The organism is Collinsella sp. AF29-7AC, assembly GCF_003475665.1.
Taxonomy (GTDB): domain Bacteria; phylum Actinomycetota; class Coriobacteriia; order Coriobacteriales; family Coriobacteriaceae; genus Collinsella.
The window spans coordinates 126,310-144,823 of sequence record NZ_QRQX01000003.1; the positions used below are offsets into that span (position 1 = coordinate 126,310).

Below are 18,514 nucleotides of genomic sequence, written 5' to 3' on the forward strand. Positions count from 1 at the left end.
GGCTTTGCCGAGCCCTTATATGGGGAGGCCGGAGCCAAAGCTCCGGCCTCGCTATCTTTCCCATTAGATTAAGTGAGCGATCAAGGAATCGCCCCCCCCCTGCAGCGGTAACACAGGGCCCGTGCTGGACTTAGTTTTCAGAACATTCCGCAGACCAGGAAACCCCCTTATCCGCAGCTCCGAAGGAGCAGGATAAGTGGGGTTCCATGGTTGAGGACGTTCTGAAAACTAAGTCCAGCACGGGCCCGGACGATAACAACCGACTACAGGTCGATGTGCGATTCCTTGATCGGGAACGGCTCCGCGAAGTGGCAGGCGCAGCAGTGACCCGGTGCGACTTCCTTAAACTCGGGAAGCTTCTCGGAGCAGATGCCCTGCGCGATCGGGCAGCGCGTGTGGAAACGGCAGCCGGTCGGCGGATCCAGCGGCGACGGCGGATCGCCGGCGAGGATGATGCGCTTGCGGGTCTTCTGGATATCCGGATCGGGCACCGGCACGGCAGACAGCAGCGACTGCGTGTACGGGTGGTGCGGCTCGCTATAGAGTGTCTTCCAGTCCGAAACCTCGACCATCTTGCCCAGATACATAACGGCAACGCGATCGGAGATGTGCTGCACGACGGACAGGTCGTGGGCGATAAACAGATACGCCGTACCGAACTTGTCCTGAAGTTCCTTGAGCAGGTTCAGAACCTGGGCCTGAATGGAAACATCCAGAGCGGAAACGGGCTCGTCGCAGATGATCAGCTTGGGCTTGAGCGCAAAAGCGCGGGCGATGCCGACACGCTGACGCTGACCGCCAGAGAACTCGTGCGGATAACGGTTGATGTGCTCGGGGTTCAGTCCGACAACGTCGAGAAGCTCGCGGACACGCTCAATGCGCTCCTCCTTGGTACCCACGCCGTGAATGGTCATGGGCTCGGAGACGATCTCGCCGATGGTCATACGAGGATTGAGCGAAGCATAAGGATCCTGGAAGATAAACTGCATCTCACGACGCATGTCCTTGATCTCGTGCTTGCTCATCTCGGCAACATCTTTGCCCTGGAAGAAGACCTTACCAGCAGTCGGCTTGGTCAGGCGCATGATGGTGCGGCCCGTGGTGGACTTACCGCAGCCAGACTCGCCGACCAGGCCAAAGGTCTCGCCCGGATAAATCTCGAACGAAATGTCATTCACAGCAGAGACGACACGCTTGGAGAAGCGCTTGGCGAACATGCCGGACTCAGCGGGGAACTCCTTAGAGAGGTGCTCGACCTTAAGCAGCGGAGTACGCTCGTTGGTATCTGCCATTACGCCTCGCCTCCCTTCTTGGAATCCTTGCGGGTACGGGACGTCTCAGGAGCGTTCTTGAGGAACTCGGGGTCACCGGAGTAGTGGCACGCAGAGTAATGACCAGACTCGGTAACAACGCGCTCGGGGCGCTGCTTGCGGCACTTGTCCGTCGCATAGGGGCAACGAGGAGAGAAGACGCAGCCCTCGGGCAGGTTCATGAGCGAGGGCGGGTTGCCGTGAATCGGCGTAAGCGGCTTCTTCTCATCGATAGCCTGCTCCGGGATGGAGCGGATAAGACCCCAGGTGTAGGGATGGCGGCTCTCGTAGAAGATTTCCTCAGCAGTACCGAACTCGACGGGACGGCCGGCGTACATAACCATGATCTTATCGGCCATATCGGCGACAACACCCAGGTCATGGGTAATCATGATGATGGCGTTGCCGTTCTTCTCCTGCATCTCCTGCATAAGCTCAATAATCTGAGCCTGAATGGTAACGTCCAGGGCAGTCGTGGGCTCGTCGGCAATCAGAATATCGGGATCACAGGCAAGGGCCATGGCGATCATGACGCGCTGACGCATACCGCCGGAGAACTGGTGCGGGTATTCGTTGACACGCTTCTCGGGCTCGGGAATGCCAACGAGGTCCAAAAGCTCGGTGGCACGCTTGAGCGCCTCCTGCTTGGAATAGCCACGGTGCAAGCGAAGACCCTCGCCCACCTGCTTACCGATCTTATAGACCGGGTTAAGGGAGGTCATAGGATCCTGGAAGATCATCGCGATATCGTTACCGCGAATGTGCTGCATCTCTTCCTCGGTCATTTCGAGGATAGAACGACCGCGATAGCGAACGTCGCCGCCCTCGATCTTTCCCGGAGGCATCGAAATGAGGCCCATGATGGTCATGGCGGTCACGGACTTACCGGAGCCGGACTCACCGACGACGCCCAAGGTCTCGCCGCGATCGAGCGTGTAGGAGACACCGTCGACAGCGCGAACGACGCCATCCTCGGTATGGAAATACATCTTAAGGTCATCGACCTCGAGCAGATGCTGGCCCTCGGGAACAGGCTGGTCCTTCAGGTCCACATAGTTCTTGTTCTTCTTCATCCTTATGCGTCCTTCATCTTGACGTCGAGGGCGTCGCGCAGACCGTCACCCAACAGGGTGAAGGCGAGCACCGTCGAGAGAATTGCCAGACCGGGCATGATCATCATCCAGGGAGCAGTCAGAAGATACTGCTGACCGTCCTGAATCATAGAGCCCCACGAAGGCGTAGGCGGAATAACGCCCATACCGAGGAAGGACAGGGCAGACTCGGTCAGAATAGCGCCACCAATGTTCATGGTCGCATAGACCACGATAGAAGCAACGGAGTTCGGGAAGATATGGCGCATAACGATACGCGCATCGGATGCACCCATAGCGCGAGCGGCGTCAACATAGTCGTTCTCTTTGACCGTCAGGATCGCGGATCGGAAGACGCGCGCAATCGAAGGCCAGCCGAGAATGCCGATGGCGATAAAGACATTCTGAAGACCACGACCGATAACGGCAATCATGGCAACAACGAACAGCACGTACGGGAACGCCAGGAAGATGTCCGCACAGCGCATGATGATCGTATCCCAGATGCCGCCATAGAAACCGGCCAGGGCGCCCATGACCAGACCGATCACCGTGGAGATGGCGGTGGCCATAATACCGACGGAAAGCGAAACGCGTGCACCGTAGATAACACGGACGAGAATGTCACGACCAAGAGAGTCGGTGCCAAACGGGTGCTCAGCACACGGAGCCAGCAGCGAAGTCTCGGCCATGGTCGTCGAGTCAGAAGCCGTAGGAGAGCCGAGCCAGGGCTTAGCCCACAGATCGGCGGTCAGGGCGACCACAACAACGATGATGATCCAGCAGACACCGATAACGGCGAGCTTGTTCTTACGAAGACGCTTAAAAGCGTCGCCCCACAGCGTGCGGGACTTGGCGGGAGCAGATGCGGCCTTGGTGGCGGTAGCCTGCTCCTGAGACTGAGAATCAGTTTCCTGCATGAGACGTACCTCCCTTAGGCCTTATCCGACGGACCGCCAAGGCGGATGCGCGGGTCGAGGAATGCATAGCTAATGTCGACGAGCAGGTTGATCACCATAACGACGACAACAATGAGCGTAACGCCGCCCATAACGATGGGCCAGTCGCGCATGCTAATGGCGCGGTAGACCTCGAAGCCGATGCCGGGCCAGTTAAAGACCGTCTCGGTCAGGATGGCGCCCGAAAGCATGCCGCCGAAGTCGACACCAATATAGGTAACGACGGGGATGAGTGCATTCTTAAGCGCATGCTTGATAATGATCGCGCGATTGGAGAGACCCTTGGCCTTTGCCGTACGGATGTAATCCTGGTTCATGACGTCAAGCAGCTGCGAGCGCATAATGCGGGCGGCATAAGCGGTCGAAACCGAAGCCAGCGTAATGGTCGGAAGCACATAGTGCATCCAATCCTGATACTGAGAGCTGGAACCGCCGGCACCCGAGATCGGCATGGAGAATGCACCGCCCGTGGCGTCCTTGAGAATGACGCCAAAGAACAGCTGCAGCAACATACCGAGCCAGAAGGCTGGGACGGCAACGAGAATCGACGTGGTGAGCGTTACCAAAATATCCCAGAAGGAATAACGCTTAACCGCCGAAATGATACCCGCACCGATACCCATGATTGCCTCGAGCACGATGGCGCACGCGGCAAGTTTGACCGTATACGGATACTTCTGGGCAAAGATTTCCGTAACCGGCAGCTTGCGCTGGTACGAATTGCCCAGATCGCCATGAAGCAGGCCGTTCATGTAATACAAGTAACGGTCCACGAGCGACGTTTGAACGGGGTCGCCGTTCTCGTCAAGGATCGCGTTGCCGTCCTCGTCCGTCTGGACCAGGTGATAGCGAACGCGAAGCTGAAGCTCCACCTCGGGGGACAGAGCCTTGTCTCCACCGATCAGCTTGATCGGATCTCCCGGCACGATATTCTGGAGGGCGAACAGAATCAGCGTAACGCCCAAAAACACCGGGATGAACTGAAGCACACGTTTAACGATGTACTTACCCATACCACTCCCCTATCTAGGGATTAACCTAAATGGGATGCCGATCGCCAGACCGGCATCCCAAAATTACCATCAGCCAGTTTACCCCAGGTTAGGGAGAACTGTATGTTTCCCATGAGGTCTACGTAAATACTTGACCCTCACGGAAGCTGCAAAACCCTTAGGCGAGCTCGGCGGTACCCAGATCGGCGTGCTTCTGCGGATCAACATAGAGATGCTTGACGCGGTCAGAGCCAGCGATGGTGTGCGTGTAGAACATCACCGGGATAACCGGGCAGTCAGCAGCGACCATGGCGTCGGCCTCCCGCATCTTGGCGATGCGCTCCTCGTCATCAACCGTGGTGCGGGCCTCGTCGACCTTGGCATCGAACTCGGGGTTGCTGTAACCGGAGCGGTTGTCGCCACCGAGGGAGTCGGAGTGGAACAGCGGGTACAGGAAGTTGTCCATGATCGGGTAATCGGCGATCCAGCCCAGACGGCCGAACTGATAGTTGAAGTTCTGATACTGCTCGAGCAGGGCAGACCACTCAGGGGTATCGGAGACAGCGGTAACGCCAACCTTGGCGAGGTCGCCGATGATGGACTCCATGATCTCCTTGTGACCACCGTCCTGGTTGTAGGAAAGGGTCACGCTAATGCCACGATCGCCGTTAGCGCCAGCGGGAGCGACTTTGTCGAGGTACTCGTTAGCCTTGTCGACGTCATAGGCGCAGAACTCCCATGCGCCCTCCTTGTAGCCGGCGATTCCCGGAGGAACAATACCGTCGGCGGGGGTACGGGTACCCTTGAAGATGGTCTTGCAGATGGCCTCACGGTTGATGGCCAGGGAGATGCCCTTGCGCAGGTCGGCGTTATTGAACGGCTCGGCCGTGGTGTTGCAGGTCAGATAGTACGTGGAAGGCTCGGCACCGAGCAGCATATGCTCGCCGTCACCCATGGTGTAGCCGTCCTTGGACTCGCCACGGTCCTTCTTGGCGGCGTCGATCTGAGCAACGGGAACGTCGCAGACATCGAGGTTACCGGCCTGGAACTCCTTGTAAGCGGTCTCCATGTCCTTGATGACCTGGAAGTGGATGCCATCGATCTTGGCCTTGTCGCCATAGTAATCGTCAAACTTCTTGAGGTTGATCTCCTGGCCATCCTCCCACTTACCGTCCATCATGAACGGGCCGTTACCGACCGGGGCAAGGTAGAAGCTCTTGACATCGGACTCGGCGCACTCGGGAACCGGGGACAGAGCCGGGTGAGAGGCGACGAAGGGGAAGTCGGCGTAAGCGGAAGACAGCTTGACGACGAGGGTCTCATCGTCGGGGCAGGTAACACCGCTGAGCTCGGTAGCGTTGCCGGCAAGCAGATCGTCATAGCCCTCAACCATGGAAAGGTGATAGGAGACCTCGGAAGGACCATACTCGGTGGCGATGGCCGACTTGGTGTTGACTAGACGCTCCCAACCGAGCTTGAAGGACTTGGAGGTAACGTCGTCACCGTTGTGGAACTTAGCCTTCTTGATCTTGAAGGTGAACTCGGTGGCGTCGTCGTTAGCCTCAAAGGACTCGCAAGCCAGCGGAACGATCTCGCCCTTCTCGGGGTCGTACTCCGTCAGAGCGTCGAAGAGCTGGTACTCGACCTGAGTGCCCTGATCCTCCTGGACGTTGTAGGGGTCGATGCAGACCGGGTTGTTGATGTAGAAGTTCAGCGTCGAACCGGAGTCAGATCCGGAAGCGTCGCCGCCCTTCTTGCCGCATGCGGCAAGAAAAGCCATGGAGCTCGCAGCGAGGGTGCCGCCAACAAAGGCGCGACGACCCATAACGGGCTGGTGGAACATAGAATCAGCCATGCCATCCTCCTTATGAGATAGGACAAAGTGAATTCGGCCGGGCAACGTCGAGACAGCCCGATCGAACCATTCAAACGCGGTCCGCCGTTATGGCTGGTTATGCAGTGCGGACCAACGTTTCGCAATACAGTAGCGCATTTTATGCACAATATGGCGCTAATTCCGGTTAACGGTCGAGAATTTCTTTAGTTAGGCGAAGTATGTGGGGATATTTTGACTCTATTACAAGTCTGTAAACAAAAAGGGCCCCGCACATGCGGGACCCTTTACAAACGTATGTACGCCGATGCTTAGTAGCCGACGATGCCCTGCGGGAAGAAGAACATGCACAGAACGACACACACAGCAAAAACGACGGCCATAATTACCGTCAGGCGATCGAGGTTCTGCTCCATGACGCCCGTGGCAGAGCTGGAGTTATACAGCGAGCTAGCGATCATATCCGAAACGCCGGTACCCTTACCGGAGTGCATCAGGACGAGAATCGTCAGCGCCACGGCAGAAACAGCCCAAACGACAAACAGAAGAATCTGGAACGGACCCATAGATAAGCTCCTTAATAGAACAATTTAAACTCCAGTACTGTACCACAACCTCCAACACTCCCCCACCTGCCATTTAGGGACGGGGTAGAAATGGCAGAAATACCAAAAGGGGGTTGCCCGAATATGGGCAACCCCCCTCGCATGAAAACGCTTGGAGTTTTCTCTTAGGCCTCGGTTGCGAGCACGCGGCCCGTCATCTCGGCGGAAGGCTCAATACCAGCCATGGTGAGCATGGTCGGAGCGATATCGGAAAGACGGCCGTCCTCGATACCGGTGAGCTGCGCCTTCTCATCAACGATGATGAACGGCACGCGGTTGGTGGTGTGAGCCGTGAACGGATGCTTGGAACCGTCGGAAGCAACGTCAAACATGTGGTCGGCGTTGCCGTGGTCGGCGGTGATCAGCGCAAAGCCGCCCTTAGCGAGAATCGCCGGGACAACCTTGGACAGGGCATCGTCAACAGCCTCGACGGCCTTAACGGCGGCGTCGAAGACACCGGTGTGACCAACCATGTCGCAGTTCGCGAAGTTCACGATGTAGAAATCAGCGCGATCCTCATTGATGGCGGCGACGAGCTTCTCGGTAACCTCGGGAGCGCTCATCTCAGGCTGCAGATCGTAGGTAGCAACCTTGGGGGAAGCGACGAGCACGCGCTCCTCGCCCTCCTTGGGCTCCTCGATGCCGCCGTTGAGGAAGAACGTCACGTGGGCGTACTTCTCGGTCTCGGCGGTATGCAGCTGCTTCAGGCCATTGGCGGCGATAACGTCGGCCAGGACGTTCTCGGGGAACGTCTTGGGGAAGGCGACCTCGACGTCAAACGTCGGATCGTACTCGGTCATCGTCACAAAGTGCGAGAGCTTAATCTGCTCGCGCTCAAAGCCGTCGAACTCCTTGTCCGTGAACACACGAGTCATCTGACGGGCGCGGTCGGGACGGAAGTTGAAGAAGATGGCCGCGTCGCCCTCGTGGATACCCTCGTTGTGGGCAGCGAAGGGCTCGACGAACTCGTCGCCGCGCGGATCCTTCTCGTAGTAGGCCTTTATACCGGCAACGGGGTCGGTATCGGCATCGGATGCATTGACCATGACGTCGTAGGCGCGCTGGATGCGCTCCCAACGATTATCGCGGTCCATGGCCCAATAACGGCCCGAGACGGTGGCGACGCGAGCGTCGCAACCGGTCTCCTCGGAGATCTTAGCCAGGAAGGCGCAGAACTCGCTCATGTAGCCGGCACCGGACTGCGGGTCGACGTCGCGGCCATCCATGAAGGCGTGGACGCGAACGGTCTTGACACCATGCTCGGCAGCCATCTTGACCAGAGCCTCGACGTGGTTCATGTGAGAATGAACACCGCCAGGGCTCATAAGGCCCATGAGGTGGAGAGTCTTGCCGTCAGCCTTGACGTCGTCCATAGCCTTGACGAAGACCTCGTTCTTGGCGATGGAGCCATCCTTGATGGCGTTGTTGATGCGCGAAAGCTCCTGGAACACGATGCGGCCGGCACCGATGTTGAGGTGACCCACCTCGGAGTTACCCATCTGACCGTCGGGAAGACCAACGTCCTCGCCCGAAGCGCCGAGCGTGGTGTGGGGATACTTCTCGTACAGGCTATCAAGGAAGGGCGTCTTGGCAGCGGCGACGGCGTTCTCGCCATCGGCCGGAGCCAGGCCGCAGCCGTCCATGATGATCAGGAGTGCAGGAAGATGACGCTGTGCCATATGTCCTACTCGCCTGCCTTGACGACCATAGAGGCGAAGTCGGCAGCCTTGAGCGAAGCGCCGCCCACGAGGGCGCCGTCAACGTCGGGCTTGGCGACGAGCTCGGCGATGTTGCCAGGCTTGGCAGAGCCACCATAGAGAACGCGGATGCCGTTAGCGAGCTCCTCGCCGAACATCTCCTTGAGGGTCTCACGGATAGCGCCGCAGACCTCCTGGGCGTCCTCAGCGGTAGCGGTCTTACCGGTGCCGATGGCCCAGATGGGCTCGTAGGCGACGACGACCTGCTTGGGGCAGGTGATCTCAAGACCGGCAAGGCCAGCCTTGACCTGGTTCACGACATGCTCGACATAGGTGCCAGCCTCGCGGACCTCGAGGGACTCGCCGCAGCAGAAGACGGGAACAAGACCGGCGGCAACGAGAGCCTTGGCCTTCTTGTTCTGGTCCTCGTCGGTCTCGTGGAAGTAATCGCGACGCTCGGAGTGACCGATGATGCAGTAGGTGCAGCCAGCGGACTTGAGCATGTCGCAAGAGGACTCACCGGTGAAGGCACCCTTGGCCTCCCAGTACACGTTCTGTGCACCGAGGGCGATGGGGGCAGCCTGAATACGGTCATGAACCGTGGTGATGTCGATGGTCGGAGGGCAGACGAGCACCTCGACGCCAGCCGGAACCTCGGGTAGAGCCTGAGCCAGCTCGTCGGCGAGCTTGGCAGCCTCGGCGACGTCGTTGTTCATCTTCCAGTTACCAGCGATAAGAAGGGTGCGATTAGGCATCGAGAAGCGCCTCCACTCCGGGCAGGGCCTTACCCTCGACGAGCTCCATGGATGCGCCACCACCGGTGGAGATCCAGCTCATCTTGTCGGCCAGGTTGAACTTGTTGACAGCCGCGACAGAGTCACCACCGCCGATGATCGAGGTGCAGTCGGCCTCGGCGACGGCCTCGGCGATAGCCTGGGTGCCGTGAGCGAAGTTATCGAACTCGAAGACGCCCATGGGGCCATTCCAGAACACGGTCTTGGCGCCCTTGACAGCCTCGGCGTAAAGCTCCTCGGTCTTGGGGCCGATGTCCATGCCCTCACGATCGTCGGGGATAGCGTCGGAAGCGACAACCTCGGGGACAGCGTCCTCGCCAAAGTGATCGGCAACGCGGTTGTCGATGGGGAGCAGGATCTTGACGCCTTTCTCCTCGGCCTTCTTGAGCATCTCGCCGGCGCGCTCGACCCAGTCCTCTTCCTTGAGGGACTGACCGACGGTCAGGCCCTGAGCCAGGAAGAAGGTGTAGGCCATGCCGCCACCGATGATCAGGGTATCAGCGGAGTCGATGAGGTGATCGAGAACGCCGATCTTGGAGGAAACCTTGGAACCGCCGACGATAGCGACGAAGGGGCGCTCGGGCTCGGCGAAGATGCCGGTCAGCGTGTCGACCTCCTTCTCGAGCAGGAAGCCGGCGACGGCAGGCAGGTAAGCGGCGGGACCCACGACGGAACCCTGGGCGCGGTGAGCGGTACCGAAAGCATCGAGAACGAAGACGTCACCATAGGAAGCGAGCTTCTTGGCGATCTCGGGATCGTTCTTCTTCTCGCGCTTGTCAAAACGGACGTTCTCGAGAACGAGGACCTTGCCCGGCTCGACGGCGGCAACAGCCTCAGCAGCCTTCTCGCCGTAGGTGTCGGCGACAAAGGCAACATCGAGACCAGAGAGCTCAGCGAGCTTCTTGGCGACAGGCTCAAGGGAGAGCTCGGGCTGGAAGCCGGTGCCATCGGGACGGCCGAGGTGGCTCATGAGGATGACGCGAGCGTTGTGCTCAACGAGGTAGTTGATGGTGGGCAGGGCAGCCTTGATGCGGGTGGTATCGCCAACGACGCCATCCTTGATAGGCACGTTGAAGTCAACGCGGACGAGAACGCGCTTGCCGTCGACATCGATGTCGCGGACGGTCTTCTTGGTAAAGGCCATGTTTGCTTCTACCTTTCGTACGTGTCTGCCTCCCATTACGGCAGACGATTTCCTATAAAAAGGGCGCGACCCTAGGGTGTAAGCCCTATGAGGCCGCGCCCTTCTTTAGACGCTCAACGAGCTATTCGCTAAAAGCTAAATTAAGCAACGAACTTCTCGAAGTACTTGATGGTGCGGACCATCTGAGAGGTGTAGGAGTTCTCGTTGTCGTACCAAGAGGTGACCTGAACGAGGGTCTGGCCGTTGCCGAGGTCAGAGCACATGGTCTGAGTGGCGTCGAAGATGGAGCCGTGGGTCTCGCCGATGATGTCGGTGGAGACGATGTCGTCCTCGTTGTAACCGAAGGTCTCGGAGATGGTGGAAGCGTAGGCCTTCATAGCGGCGTTGACCTCGTCGACGGTGACCTTCTTGTCAACAACAGCGTAGAGGTTGGTGATGGAGCCGGTCGGCGTCGGGACGCGCTGGGCGGCACCGATGAGCTTACCGTTGAGCTCGGGGAGAACCAGGCCGATAGCCTTGGCAGCACCGGTGGTGTTGGGGACGATGTTGACGGCGCAGGCGCGGCTACGACGCTTGTTGCCCTTGCGCTGCGGGCCGTCGAGCGGCATCTGGTCGCCGGTCCAGGCGTGAATGGTGGTCATGATGCCGGACACGATGGGAGCGAAGTCGTTCAGACCCTTGGCCATCGGGGCGAGGCAGTTGGTGGTGCAGGAAGCAGCGGAGATGATGTTGTCCTCAGCGGTCAGCGTCTCGTGGTTGACGTTGTACACGATGGTGGGCAGATCGCTGCCGGCCGGAGCGGAGATGACGACCTTCTTGGCGCCAGCGTTGATGTGGGCCTGAGCCTTAGCCTTGCTGGTATAGAAGCCGGTGCACTCGAGAACGACGTCGACGTCGAGGTCGCCCCAAGGCAGGTTGTTGGCGTCGGCCTCCTTGTAGATCTTGATCTCCTTGCCGTCAACGGTGATGGAATCCTCGCCAGCAACGACCTCGTGATCGCGAGCGTAGTTGCCCTGCGTGGAGTCGTACTTCAGCAGGTAAGCGAGCATGTCGGGAGAGGTGAGGTCGTTGATAGCGACGATCTCGGAGCCCTCATGACCGAACATCTGACGGAAAGCCAGACGACCGATGCGACCGAAGCCGTTAATAGCAACCTTTACTGCCATTGTGTCTCCTTTCGTAAGGCCCCCGCAAGCTACAGCGCCCGCCGTTGAGGCCCACAAACTAACCACTCGCCTAATATACCTTTTTTTTGACTTGAATTTCACGAGAATAGTCGAAATTGAAAATCAAATTTACGTTAAAACGTTTTAAAGAATAAAATAGCAGCTAAATCCGTATATAAGTCGATACTTTAAACTACCCGTTTGCTTCAATGAGCTTTTCAAGCCTCAAAACTCGATGGTAGAGGGCCGACTTCGACAAGGGAGGGTCAGCCATCTCCCCTAAATCACGCAGCGACAGATCGGGATAGCGCTCGCGCAGGTCGCAAAAGACCGCCAAGGCATCCGGAAGCGCATCGCGAAGGCCGCGCTGCTCGAGCTCATCGATAAGCGCAAGCTGATGTTGGGCAGCACCGGCGCTTCTGGTCTGGTTGGCGAGCTCGGCGTTCACGCGACGGTTCACATCGTTCTTAACCAACTTGACCGCGCGCGCCTCCTCAATCTCGGCAACGCTGCGCTTGGCACCAATCAGCTTTAATAAATGCTCGATTTCCTCGGCGCTCTTAATGTACACGGCATATGACCCCCGCCGCGCATTAACACGAGCATGGACCCCAATCTGCCCCAACAGGTCGCAAAGCCCCTTGGCATATTGCTCGCCCTGCACCGCGATCTCCAAATGAAAATCGCCGCGTGGATCGGCCACGAAGCCGCCCGCGATGAGCGCGCCGCGGATGTAGGCAAGCCTGCAGCAGGGACGGGCAACGATGTGTCGGGGAACACCAGCAACGAGCCCTCCCCTGCGGTCTAGAATGCCCAGCAGCACCAGAGCCTTGTCCAGGTCGGGTTGATCGGGCAGGGTAATGAGATAGTTACGGACCTTATGCAAGACCGATTTACGAACGGTGAATTCCGTTTTGAGCTTAAGGATGCGATGCGTCAGCGTGATCATCGTGCGCGCGACGGCTCCCGTCTCGGTCGCGACCGTCAAACGATACCGCCCGGAGCCGGCCAACGAAAGCGTACCGCTCACACGCGTCAGGGCGGCAAGCGTCGATAAATCGCAGTATTCACATTCGGGTTCGCAGCGCGCAAGCTCGTCGCGCACCTCAGCGGTAAACGACATGCAGGCCTATGCCTTCGTGTTGGCGCGCGACAGGTCGCGGTGGGAGATGCTCACGTGATACTGGGCGCCTTCCAGGTAACGGGCCGTGGCCTCGGCAATGGCGACGCTACGGTGCTGTCCGCCCGTGCAGCCGATGGCGATAGAAAGCTGCGGCTTACCCTCCGCGATATAGCCCGGCATCACCGTATCGAGCAGCTGCGTCCAGGCCTTCCAGAACTCCTGGGTCTTGGGATGGTCCAGAACAAAGTCGGAGACTTTCTTATCGAGACCGGTCATGGTACGCATCTCGGGATCGTAAAACGGATTGGGCAGGAAGCGAACGTCGATCATAATGTCCGCCTCGACGGGCATACCGTGCTTAAAGCCAAACGAGAACACGTGAACGTCCATGAGCTGCTGGTCGGACAACTCGGAGAACGCCATGCGCAATTTGTTGCGCAGGGCAGAGGTGCGCAGGCGGCTCGTGTCGATAATCATATCGGCTCGATCGCGCACGCCCTGCAGCTGAAGGCGCTCGCGCTGAATGGCATCGGCCGTAGTCTCCCCCGGCTTGGCAATGGGATGACGGCGGCGATTTTCGCTGTAGCGACGAATCAGCACCTCGTCAGAAGCCTCCAGGAACACGATGTCGCAGCTCATCTCGCGCTCTTCGAGCGCGGCGACCGCATCGAGCAACTCGTCAAACAGTCCCTGGCTACGCAAATCGCAGGTGACGGCGAGATGCCTGCCCACGCCCGTATTGATGCCGACGAGCTCGGCAAGCTGGGCGATGAGACGCGGAGGTAGGTTATCAATGCAAAAATAGCCCATGTCCTCGAACACGTGCATGGCCTGTGTGCGGCCCGATCCGGACATTCCGGTGATGATGACGATATCGGGGATGCGCTCCGAGCGCTCCGCCGCATCCATGGCATCTCCCTTTTGCATGTGCTGCCTCCCAAAAACAAGCGCGGGACCCAGCAACCCGGATCCCGCGCGGTCAATTGCCTATATTGAGTATACCGCCCCGAGCGGATACGAGGCCTGTCTTACGCCTCAAGCGCAGCCTTGAACCAACTCGTAATACTCGTGGGGTGCGTGATGGCGGTGCCGACGACAACGGCCCAGGCGCCAGCATCGATCGCAGCGCGAGCCTCCTCGGGCGTGTGCACGCGGCCCTCGCAGATGATGGGAAGACCGGGGAATTCCTCGGTCGCCTGACGCAGGAGTGGCAGGTCGGGGCCATCGGCCATGGTGCAGTCGATGGCGGCGACGCCGTGAGAAAGCGTGGTGGATACCAGGTCAAAGCCCATATCAACCGCACGGCGAATGTCCTCGATGGTGGCACAATCCGCCATCAGGAGCACGCCCTCCTCGTGCAGCGGGCGGAAGGTATCCTCGACGGTCTTGCCATCGGGACGCGGACGATCGGTGGCGTCGATCGCCACGATATCGGCACCGGCAGCAACGCAGGCGCGAGCGTGACGCAGCGTCGGCGTGATGTAAACGCCCTCGTGTCCATCCTTCCACAGGCCGATGACGGGAACCTCACAGCGACCCTTAATGGCGGCAATGTCGGCAAGGCCCTGACAGCGAATGGCGGCGGCGCCGCCAAGCTCGCAAGCGCGAGACATTTGAGCCATGGTCTCGGGCGTACGAAGCGGCTCGCCCATATACGCCTGAACGCTCACGACGAGCTTGCCCTTCAGGGATTGAATCAAAGGATCGACGGTCATAAGGCTGCAACCTTTCTCAGAACAGCCTCCCGAGGCGTGTTGTCTCGGGAGGCTCCTACAGCAGATACGTTTACTTCAACGAGGCAAGAAGATGCTCAGCGGCACCGATGAGCGGAGCATCGCCCTCCAGAGAACCGATGAGGATCGGCGTGTCCTGAAGCGGATCGAGCGCCTGGCTGGCATAGCCCTCGTGCACCGAATCCTTCCACGTCTGCGAACGCCAATCGGGACCTTGGTGAATCACGCCGCCCGAAAGCACGATGACCTCAGGGTCCAGGATGTTAGCGAGCGAGCCCAAGCTGGCACCCAGCGCAAAGCCGGCATCATGGATGACCTCGGTCGCCTTTGCGTCGCCTGCACGGCACAGGTCGTTCACATCGCGACCGACCGAAGGACGGCTGGGGTCGACGCGGCCAAAGCGCTCATCGTACATACGACCAATGGAAGTGCCCGAAGCAACCGACTCCAGATGGCCGGAACGCCCGCAGGCGCAGGGAATGCCGACGGCAGCCGAGCACTCGATGTGGCCCATATGGCCAGCAGCACCATGGAAGCCCTGCATCACGCGGCCGTTCTCGACATATGCGCCGCCGATACCCGTACCGATGCCAAGACACAAGACGGAGAACTTGCCCTTGCCGACACCCCAGTGGGCCTCGCCCAGAGCATGAGCCTGCACGTCGCCCACAACGGCAACGGGAAGACCAAGGTCCTCGCGCAGACGCGGCCCCAACTGAACGCCGGACCAGCCGGGCATGATCTCATTGGCATACGCAATGGCGCCCGTCTTGGGATCGACGACGCCTGCGGCACCGATACCGACACCGAGAACCTCGACATCGGGATTCGCCTCAAGAGCGGCCTTGATAGACGCCTCGATACGCTGGAAGACGGCCTCGCCGCCCTCTTGGGCCTCTGTGGGAACCTCGGCCTCAAAAACGGGATGGGGCACACTACCGTCAGCCGGGTACTCCATGATGGCAGTCGCAATTTTAGTTCCGCCGATATCGACAGAGCAGACGTACTTGTTCTCCATGTCGCTCTCCTTCGGAGATAAAAACAACTACAGGAAATGCGCCGTCAGGCTAGCCGTCACAGCGCAGTAAAGGTTTTCCAGGTGTCCGAGATCGCCGAGAAACCGTGTGGCCATTGACCTAATGGGTCATGGCCACACGGTTGAACGGCGAGGTCGGGTGCCTGGGAAGCTTTACAGGAGACCGTTGTCCTGAAGGACCTTCCTAATCGCCTCGACGTTCTCGCCGGTCATGGCCTTCACCGGGCGCGGCATGGTCGGGCTGTCGAAGATGCCCATGAGGTTCATAGCGGTCTTGAAGGCGCCGACGCCACCGGCATAGCCCTGGACGCCCGAGGTGACATCCCAGATGTGGGAGATCTCGTTGAGGCGATCCTGCTCGGCCTTGACGGTAGCCCAGTCACCGGCCTGAGCGGCCTTCCACTGGCGCACGTAGCCCTCGGGCTCAACGTTGGCAAGGCCCGGGACAGAACCGTCGGCGCCACCGAGGTAAGCGCCGTCGACGACAACCTCGTGACCGGTGAGGATGCTCATCGGATGGCCGTTCTTCTCGTTCTCCTGAACGAGGTAGCGGAACGAGATGTCATCACCCGAGGAATCCTTGACGCCAGCAAGGACGCCCTCGGCGCCGAGCTTGGCAAGGAGCTTCCAGGGGAGCTTGGTGTGAACGCAGACGGGAATGTCATAGGCAAAGATGGGCAGGTCAAGCTCCTCGTGCAGGATGCGGAAGTGCTCCTCGACCTCGGTCATGCCCTGCAGGGCATAGAACGGGCAGGTGGCGACGAGGGCATCGGCGCCCAGCTCCTGAGCGACCTTGCCGTGCTCAATCATGCGCTCGGTCTCGGTATCGATGATGCCGACCAGAACAGGCACGCGGTGGTCGACGATGCGGACGGCCTCGGCGATGATCTGGCGACGACGCTCGTCGGTGGAGAAAACGACCTCACCCGAAGAGCCCAAGAAGAACAGGCCATCGACGCCGGCATCGATCATGCGGTTGATGCTGCGCTCAAAGGAGGCAACATCGAGCTGATGATCTTCGGTATCGGGAACAACGACGGGAGGGATAACGCCGGTGAATTTCTGAGTTGCCACAAGAATCTCCTTAGTTGTCTGGCGGGCGGCCCTATGCCACCCACTCTTGTTGGCAGTGTCCAGGCCGTCTAGGCCAAAGAACACGAGTAGAACGTTTGGTTAAAAAAGTCTACGACTTCGTTTTCGAACGCATTGATGCGCTCATGAGCGTATTTGGCATAGATGACATGCCTCCGGTCACACTCAAGACCGTTGAATACGGCAAACTGGCCCTTGGGATCGCTCACGACATCCATGAGCGATGTGCCCATGAGCACCGATCCACGCACCCGAGACGACAACGCCTCGAGGCCACCGGGAATTGGATTGGCAACCGCCGTGCAGGCGAGGCCCCGCTCGTCCAGAGCAGAAACCGCCAGCGCGACTCCGCCGCCAAGGCCCTCGCCCCATGCAAAGATGCGGTCGGGGTCCACGCCATCAAGATTGCGCGCCACCTTCGCCATCGCGCAACCCCAACGGACGCGCTTGACAAAAGCAGGAGAGGCAATCCCCTGCTGCAGCTCGCTGGATCCAATCGCCTCATCGTCCAGCGCAAGCACGGCATATCCCATGGCCGCAAACCTCGTCATGTGATGCCATCCCCGCACGGGTCGGTCGATGTCGTGAAACATCAGACATAGCGGCACAAGCTCGGATGCTCGGGCGCGACCGGCAGGCTCGATCAAACGCGCGTGGACCACATCGCCACTAAGCTCAAAGGAAACCTCGGAGTAGCGGGCATACGGATTGGCGAAATCGATCGCCGTAATACTCGGCCCGCAAACCTCAAGGTCCGAAGCGGCTATCTCTAATTCGGAAACATCCGCAGAAGCATCACCGCGCCAATCCCGGAAATCAGCGAGCCTTGATGAAACCGTTCCAGGAATTCCCACGAGCCCGGGGACTATCAGCTCGTCAACATTGCTCTCGCACTTAGACATGAGCCTCCCCTCCCTCACAGAAAAACGAAATGATCAGATCGTCAAAATCCTGAATCTCCTCGTGGCCAAAGCCCTCAAAGAACTCATGACGCTTATCGCAGGACAGGTTGTTGTACACCGCAAACTGCGTTGCCGGCGGACAGACGATATCGGCCGTGCCCGTGCCAAACAGCACGGGGCACTTGACCATGGGGGCAAAATTCTTGGAATCAAAGTACGCCAGCTTGGCATAGGCTTCCTCGATACGAGTCGAGTCCTCGTCAAACCAGCGAGACCAATAGCGCAGGCCCTCGTAGGCAATGTCGTCGGCATCCAAATCCCAGACCAGGCGGAAATCCGACAGGAAGGGATAGAGGATGGCGGCGCGATTGATAAGCTCGCTGTTAAGTGCACAGGTCGCAATGCCCAAACCGCCTCCCTGCGACGCGCCGTTCACAAACACACGGGCAAGATCGATGCCCTCGAGCTCGCGAACGATGCGGCACAGGATGCGAATATCTTGGTGCAAGCGGACATAGTAGAGGTTGGCCGGATCGCCGTCGATACCGGCGACGATATGGCCCGCGACCGTTGTGCCCTCAAATCCACCAATGTCCTCGGAGGGACCTCCTTGGCCGGGGCAGTCGAGGGCGATGAGTGCCATGCCCATGCCCGCAAACGACGCCTGCTCAAACCAGCTGCGGCTTGCACCCGGATACCCATGGAACTGAAGTACCAATGGCACGGGCTCGTCCGAGACGGGTTTAAGGTACTTGGCATGCAGGCGAGCGCCACACATGCCGGTATACCAGAGGTCGAAAAGCTGGCAGGTCACGGCATCGGTGACCGATGCCGTCTCGATCGCATAGTCAAGCCCGACGGCGTCGGCCTCGGCCATGCGGTCCTTCCAAAAGAGATCGAAATCTGATGGACGGGGCATGGCGCCCCGATACCCACCAAATTGCTGTTGTAGCTCCTGAGCACTTGGCATGGCTCGTGAACCCAACCTTTCGAAATCGCAACGGAGGTGCGCCCGGCAAGGGAACCGGGCGCACGG

At 59.3% G+C, this 18,514-nt stretch carries 17 protein-coding genes; all 17 read right to left on the reverse strand.

Annotated elements, in window-relative coordinates; all coding sequences use genetic code 11:
- Positions 1–263: 263 nt before the first annotated feature.
- Positions 264–1,292 (reverse strand): ABC transporter ATP-binding protein, encoded by a 1,029-nt coding sequence (locus DWZ15_RS02120; protein WP_022094888.1) that lies wholly within the window; start codon positions 1,290–1,292, stop codon positions 264–266.
- The gene (locus tag DWZ15_RS02125) at positions 1,292–2,383 is read right to left on the reverse strand and encodes an ABC transporter ATP-binding protein (RefSeq protein WP_117564867.1); all 1,092 of its coding nucleotides are present in this window, start codon (positions 2,381–2,383) and stop codon (positions 1,292–1,294) included. Before DWZ15_RS02125 ends, DWZ15_RS02120 begins: the two co-directional genes overlap by 1 nt.
- 2 nt (positions 2,384–2,385) lie before the next feature.
- Positions 2,386–3,321: an ABC transporter permease gene (locus DWZ15_RS02130; protein WP_117640785.1), complete on the reverse strand. Its 936-nt coding sequence runs from the start codon at positions 3,319–3,321 to the stop codon at positions 2,386–2,388.
- Between the two features lie 14 nt (positions 3,322–3,335).
- Positions 3,336–4,373: an ABC transporter permease gene (locus DWZ15_RS02135; RefSeq protein WP_117758574.1), complete on the reverse strand. Its 1,038-nt coding sequence runs from the start codon at positions 4,371–4,373 to the stop codon at positions 3,336–3,338.
- 157 nt (positions 4,374–4,530) lie between these two features.
- Positions 4,531–6,207, reverse strand: coding sequence for an ABC transporter substrate-binding protein (locus DWZ15_RS02140; RefSeq protein ID WP_117758575.1), 1,677 nt, complete (start codon positions 6,205–6,207; stop codon positions 4,531–4,533).
- A gap of 290 nt (positions 6,208–6,497) precedes the next feature.
- Positions 6,498–6,752 carry a preprotein translocase subunit SecG gene (gene secG, locus DWZ15_RS02145; RefSeq protein ID WP_006236144.1) on the reverse strand — a complete coding sequence of 85 codons (255 nt, stop codon included), beginning with the start codon at positions 6,750–6,752 and terminating at the stop codon, positions 6,498–6,500.
- A 164-nt stretch (positions 6,753–6,916) separates the two neighbouring features.
- Entirely contained in the window at positions 6,917–8,470 is a 1,554-nt protein-coding gene (gene gpmI, locus DWZ15_RS02150; RefSeq protein WP_006236146.1) for a 2,3-bisphosphoglycerate-independent phosphoglycerate mutase, read from the reverse strand.
- A 5-nt stretch (positions 8,471–8,475) separates the two neighbouring features.
- A complete protein-coding gene (tpiA, locus tag DWZ15_RS02155) occupies positions 8,476–9,243 on the reverse strand; it encodes a triose-phosphate isomerase (protein ID WP_022094882.1) in 768 nt (255 codons plus the stop codon).
- On the reverse strand, positions 9,236–10,426 hold the full coding sequence (pgk, locus tag DWZ15_RS02160; protein ID WP_117564871.1) for a phosphoglycerate kinase: 1,191 nt from the start codon (positions 10,424–10,426) through the stop codon (positions 9,236–9,238). Before pgk ends, tpiA begins: the two co-directional genes overlap by 8 nt.
- A 140-nt stretch (positions 10,427–10,566) precedes the next feature.
- Positions 10,567–11,592 carry a type I glyceraldehyde-3-phosphate dehydrogenase gene (gap, locus tag DWZ15_RS02165; RefSeq protein WP_099431436.1) on the reverse strand — a complete coding sequence of 342 codons (1,026 nt, stop codon included), beginning with the start codon at positions 11,590–11,592 and terminating at the stop codon, positions 10,567–10,569.
- Between the two features lie 193 nt (positions 11,593–11,785).
- On the reverse strand, positions 11,786–12,715 hold the full coding sequence (gene whiA, locus DWZ15_RS02170; protein ID WP_117759549.1) for a DNA-binding protein WhiA: 930 nt from the start codon (positions 12,713–12,715) through the stop codon (positions 11,786–11,788).
- 6 nt (positions 12,716–12,721) lie between these two features.
- Positions 12,722–13,642 carry an RNase adapter RapZ gene (gene rapZ / locus DWZ15_RS02175; protein WP_022094878.1) on the reverse strand — a complete coding sequence of 307 codons (921 nt, stop codon included), beginning with the start codon at positions 13,640–13,642 and terminating at the stop codon, positions 12,722–12,724.
- A 101-nt stretch (positions 13,643–13,743) separates the two neighbouring features.
- On the reverse strand, positions 13,744–14,430 hold the full coding sequence (locus DWZ15_RS02180; RefSeq protein WP_022094877.1) for an N-acetylmannosamine-6-phosphate 2-epimerase: 687 nt from the start codon (positions 14,428–14,430) through the stop codon (positions 13,744–13,746).
- 70 nt (positions 14,431–14,500) lie between these two features.
- Complete coding sequence (locus DWZ15_RS02185; protein WP_118376908.1) at positions 14,501–15,466, reverse strand: ROK family protein; 966 nt, start codon at positions 15,464–15,466, stop codon at positions 14,501–14,503.
- Positions 15,467–15,637: 171 nt separating this feature from the next.
- Positions 15,638–16,558 carry a dihydrodipicolinate synthase family protein gene (locus DWZ15_RS02190; RefSeq protein WP_089573615.1) on the reverse strand — a complete coding sequence of 307 codons (921 nt, stop codon included), beginning with the start codon at positions 16,556–16,558 and terminating at the stop codon, positions 15,638–15,640.
- Positions 16,559–16,626: 68 nt separating this feature from the next.
- The gene (locus DWZ15_RS02195) at positions 16,627–17,478 is read right to left on the reverse strand and encodes an acetylxylan esterase (protein ID WP_118449099.1); all 852 of its coding nucleotides are present in this window, start codon (positions 17,476–17,478) and stop codon (positions 16,627–16,629) included.
- Entirely contained in the window at positions 17,471–18,448 is a 978-nt protein-coding gene (locus tag DWZ15_RS02200; RefSeq protein ID WP_118449101.1) for an acetylxylan esterase, read from the reverse strand. The genes DWZ15_RS02195 and DWZ15_RS02200 overlap by 8 nt, the downstream gene beginning before the upstream one ends.
- Positions 18,449–18,514 lie beyond the last annotated feature (66 nt).

What these genes read in the sequence shown, in the direction of transcription:
- DWZ15_RS02120 (WP_022094888.1), bottom strand. Translation starts at nt 1,292, where the DNA reads ATGGCAGATACCAACGAGCGTACTCCGCTGCTTAAGGTCGAGCACCTC.
- DWZ15_RS02125 (WP_117564867.1), bottom strand. Translation starts at nt 2,383, where the DNA reads ATGAAGAAGAACAAGAACTATGTGGACCTGAAGGACCAGCCTGTTCCC.
- DWZ15_RS02130 (WP_117640785.1), bottom strand. Translation starts at nt 3,321, where the DNA reads ATGCAGGAAACTGATTCTCAGTCTCAGGAGCAGGCTACCGCCACCAAG.
- DWZ15_RS02135 (WP_117758574.1), bottom strand. Translation starts at nt 4,373, where the DNA reads ATGGGTAAGTACATCGTTAAACGTGTGCTTCAGTTCATCCCGGTGTTT.
- DWZ15_RS02140 (WP_117758575.1), bottom strand. Translation starts at nt 6,207, where the DNA reads ATGGCTGATTCTATGTTCCACCAGCCCGTTATGGGTCGTCGCGCCTTT.
- secG (WP_006236144.1), bottom strand. Translation starts at nt 6,752, where the DNA reads ATGGGTCCGTTCCAGATTCTTCTGTTTGTCGTTTGGGCTGTTTCTGCC.
- gpmI (WP_006236146.1), bottom strand. Translation starts at nt 8,470, where the DNA reads ATGGCACAGCGTCATCTTCCTGCACTCCTGATCATCATGGACGGCTGC.
- tpiA (WP_022094882.1), bottom strand. Translation starts at nt 9,243, where the DNA reads ATGCCTAATCGCACCCTTCTTATCGCTGGTAACTGGAAGATGAACAAC.
- pgk (WP_117564871.1), bottom strand. Translation starts at nt 10,426, where the DNA reads ATGGCCTTTACCAAGAAGACCGTCCGCGACATCGATGTCGACGGCAAG.
- gap (WP_099431436.1), bottom strand. Translation starts at nt 11,592, where the DNA reads ATGGCAGTAAAGGTTGCTATTAACGGCTTCGGTCGCATCGGTCGTCTG.
- whiA (WP_117759549.1), bottom strand. Translation starts at nt 12,715, where the DNA reads ATGTCGTTTACCGCTGAGGTGCGCGACGAGCTTGCGCGCTGCGAACCC.
- rapZ (WP_022094878.1), bottom strand. Translation starts at nt 13,642, where the DNA reads ATGCAAAAGGGAGATGCCATGGATGCGGCGGAGCGCTCGGAGCGCATC.
- DWZ15_RS02180 (WP_022094877.1), bottom strand. Translation starts at nt 14,430, where the DNA reads ATGACCGTCGATCCTTTGATTCAATCCCTGAAGGGCAAGCTCGTCGTG.
- DWZ15_RS02185 (WP_118376908.1), bottom strand. Translation starts at nt 15,466, where the DNA reads ATGGAGAACAAGTACGTCTGCTCTGTCGATATCGGCGGAACTAAAATT.
- DWZ15_RS02195 (WP_118449099.1), bottom strand. Translation starts at nt 17,478, where the DNA reads ATGTCTAAGTGCGAGAGCAATGTTGACGAGCTGATAGTCCCCGGGCTC.
- DWZ15_RS02200 (WP_118449101.1), bottom strand. Translation starts at nt 18,448, where the DNA reads ATGCCAAGTGCTCAGGAGCTACAACAGCAATTTGGTGGGTATCGGGGC.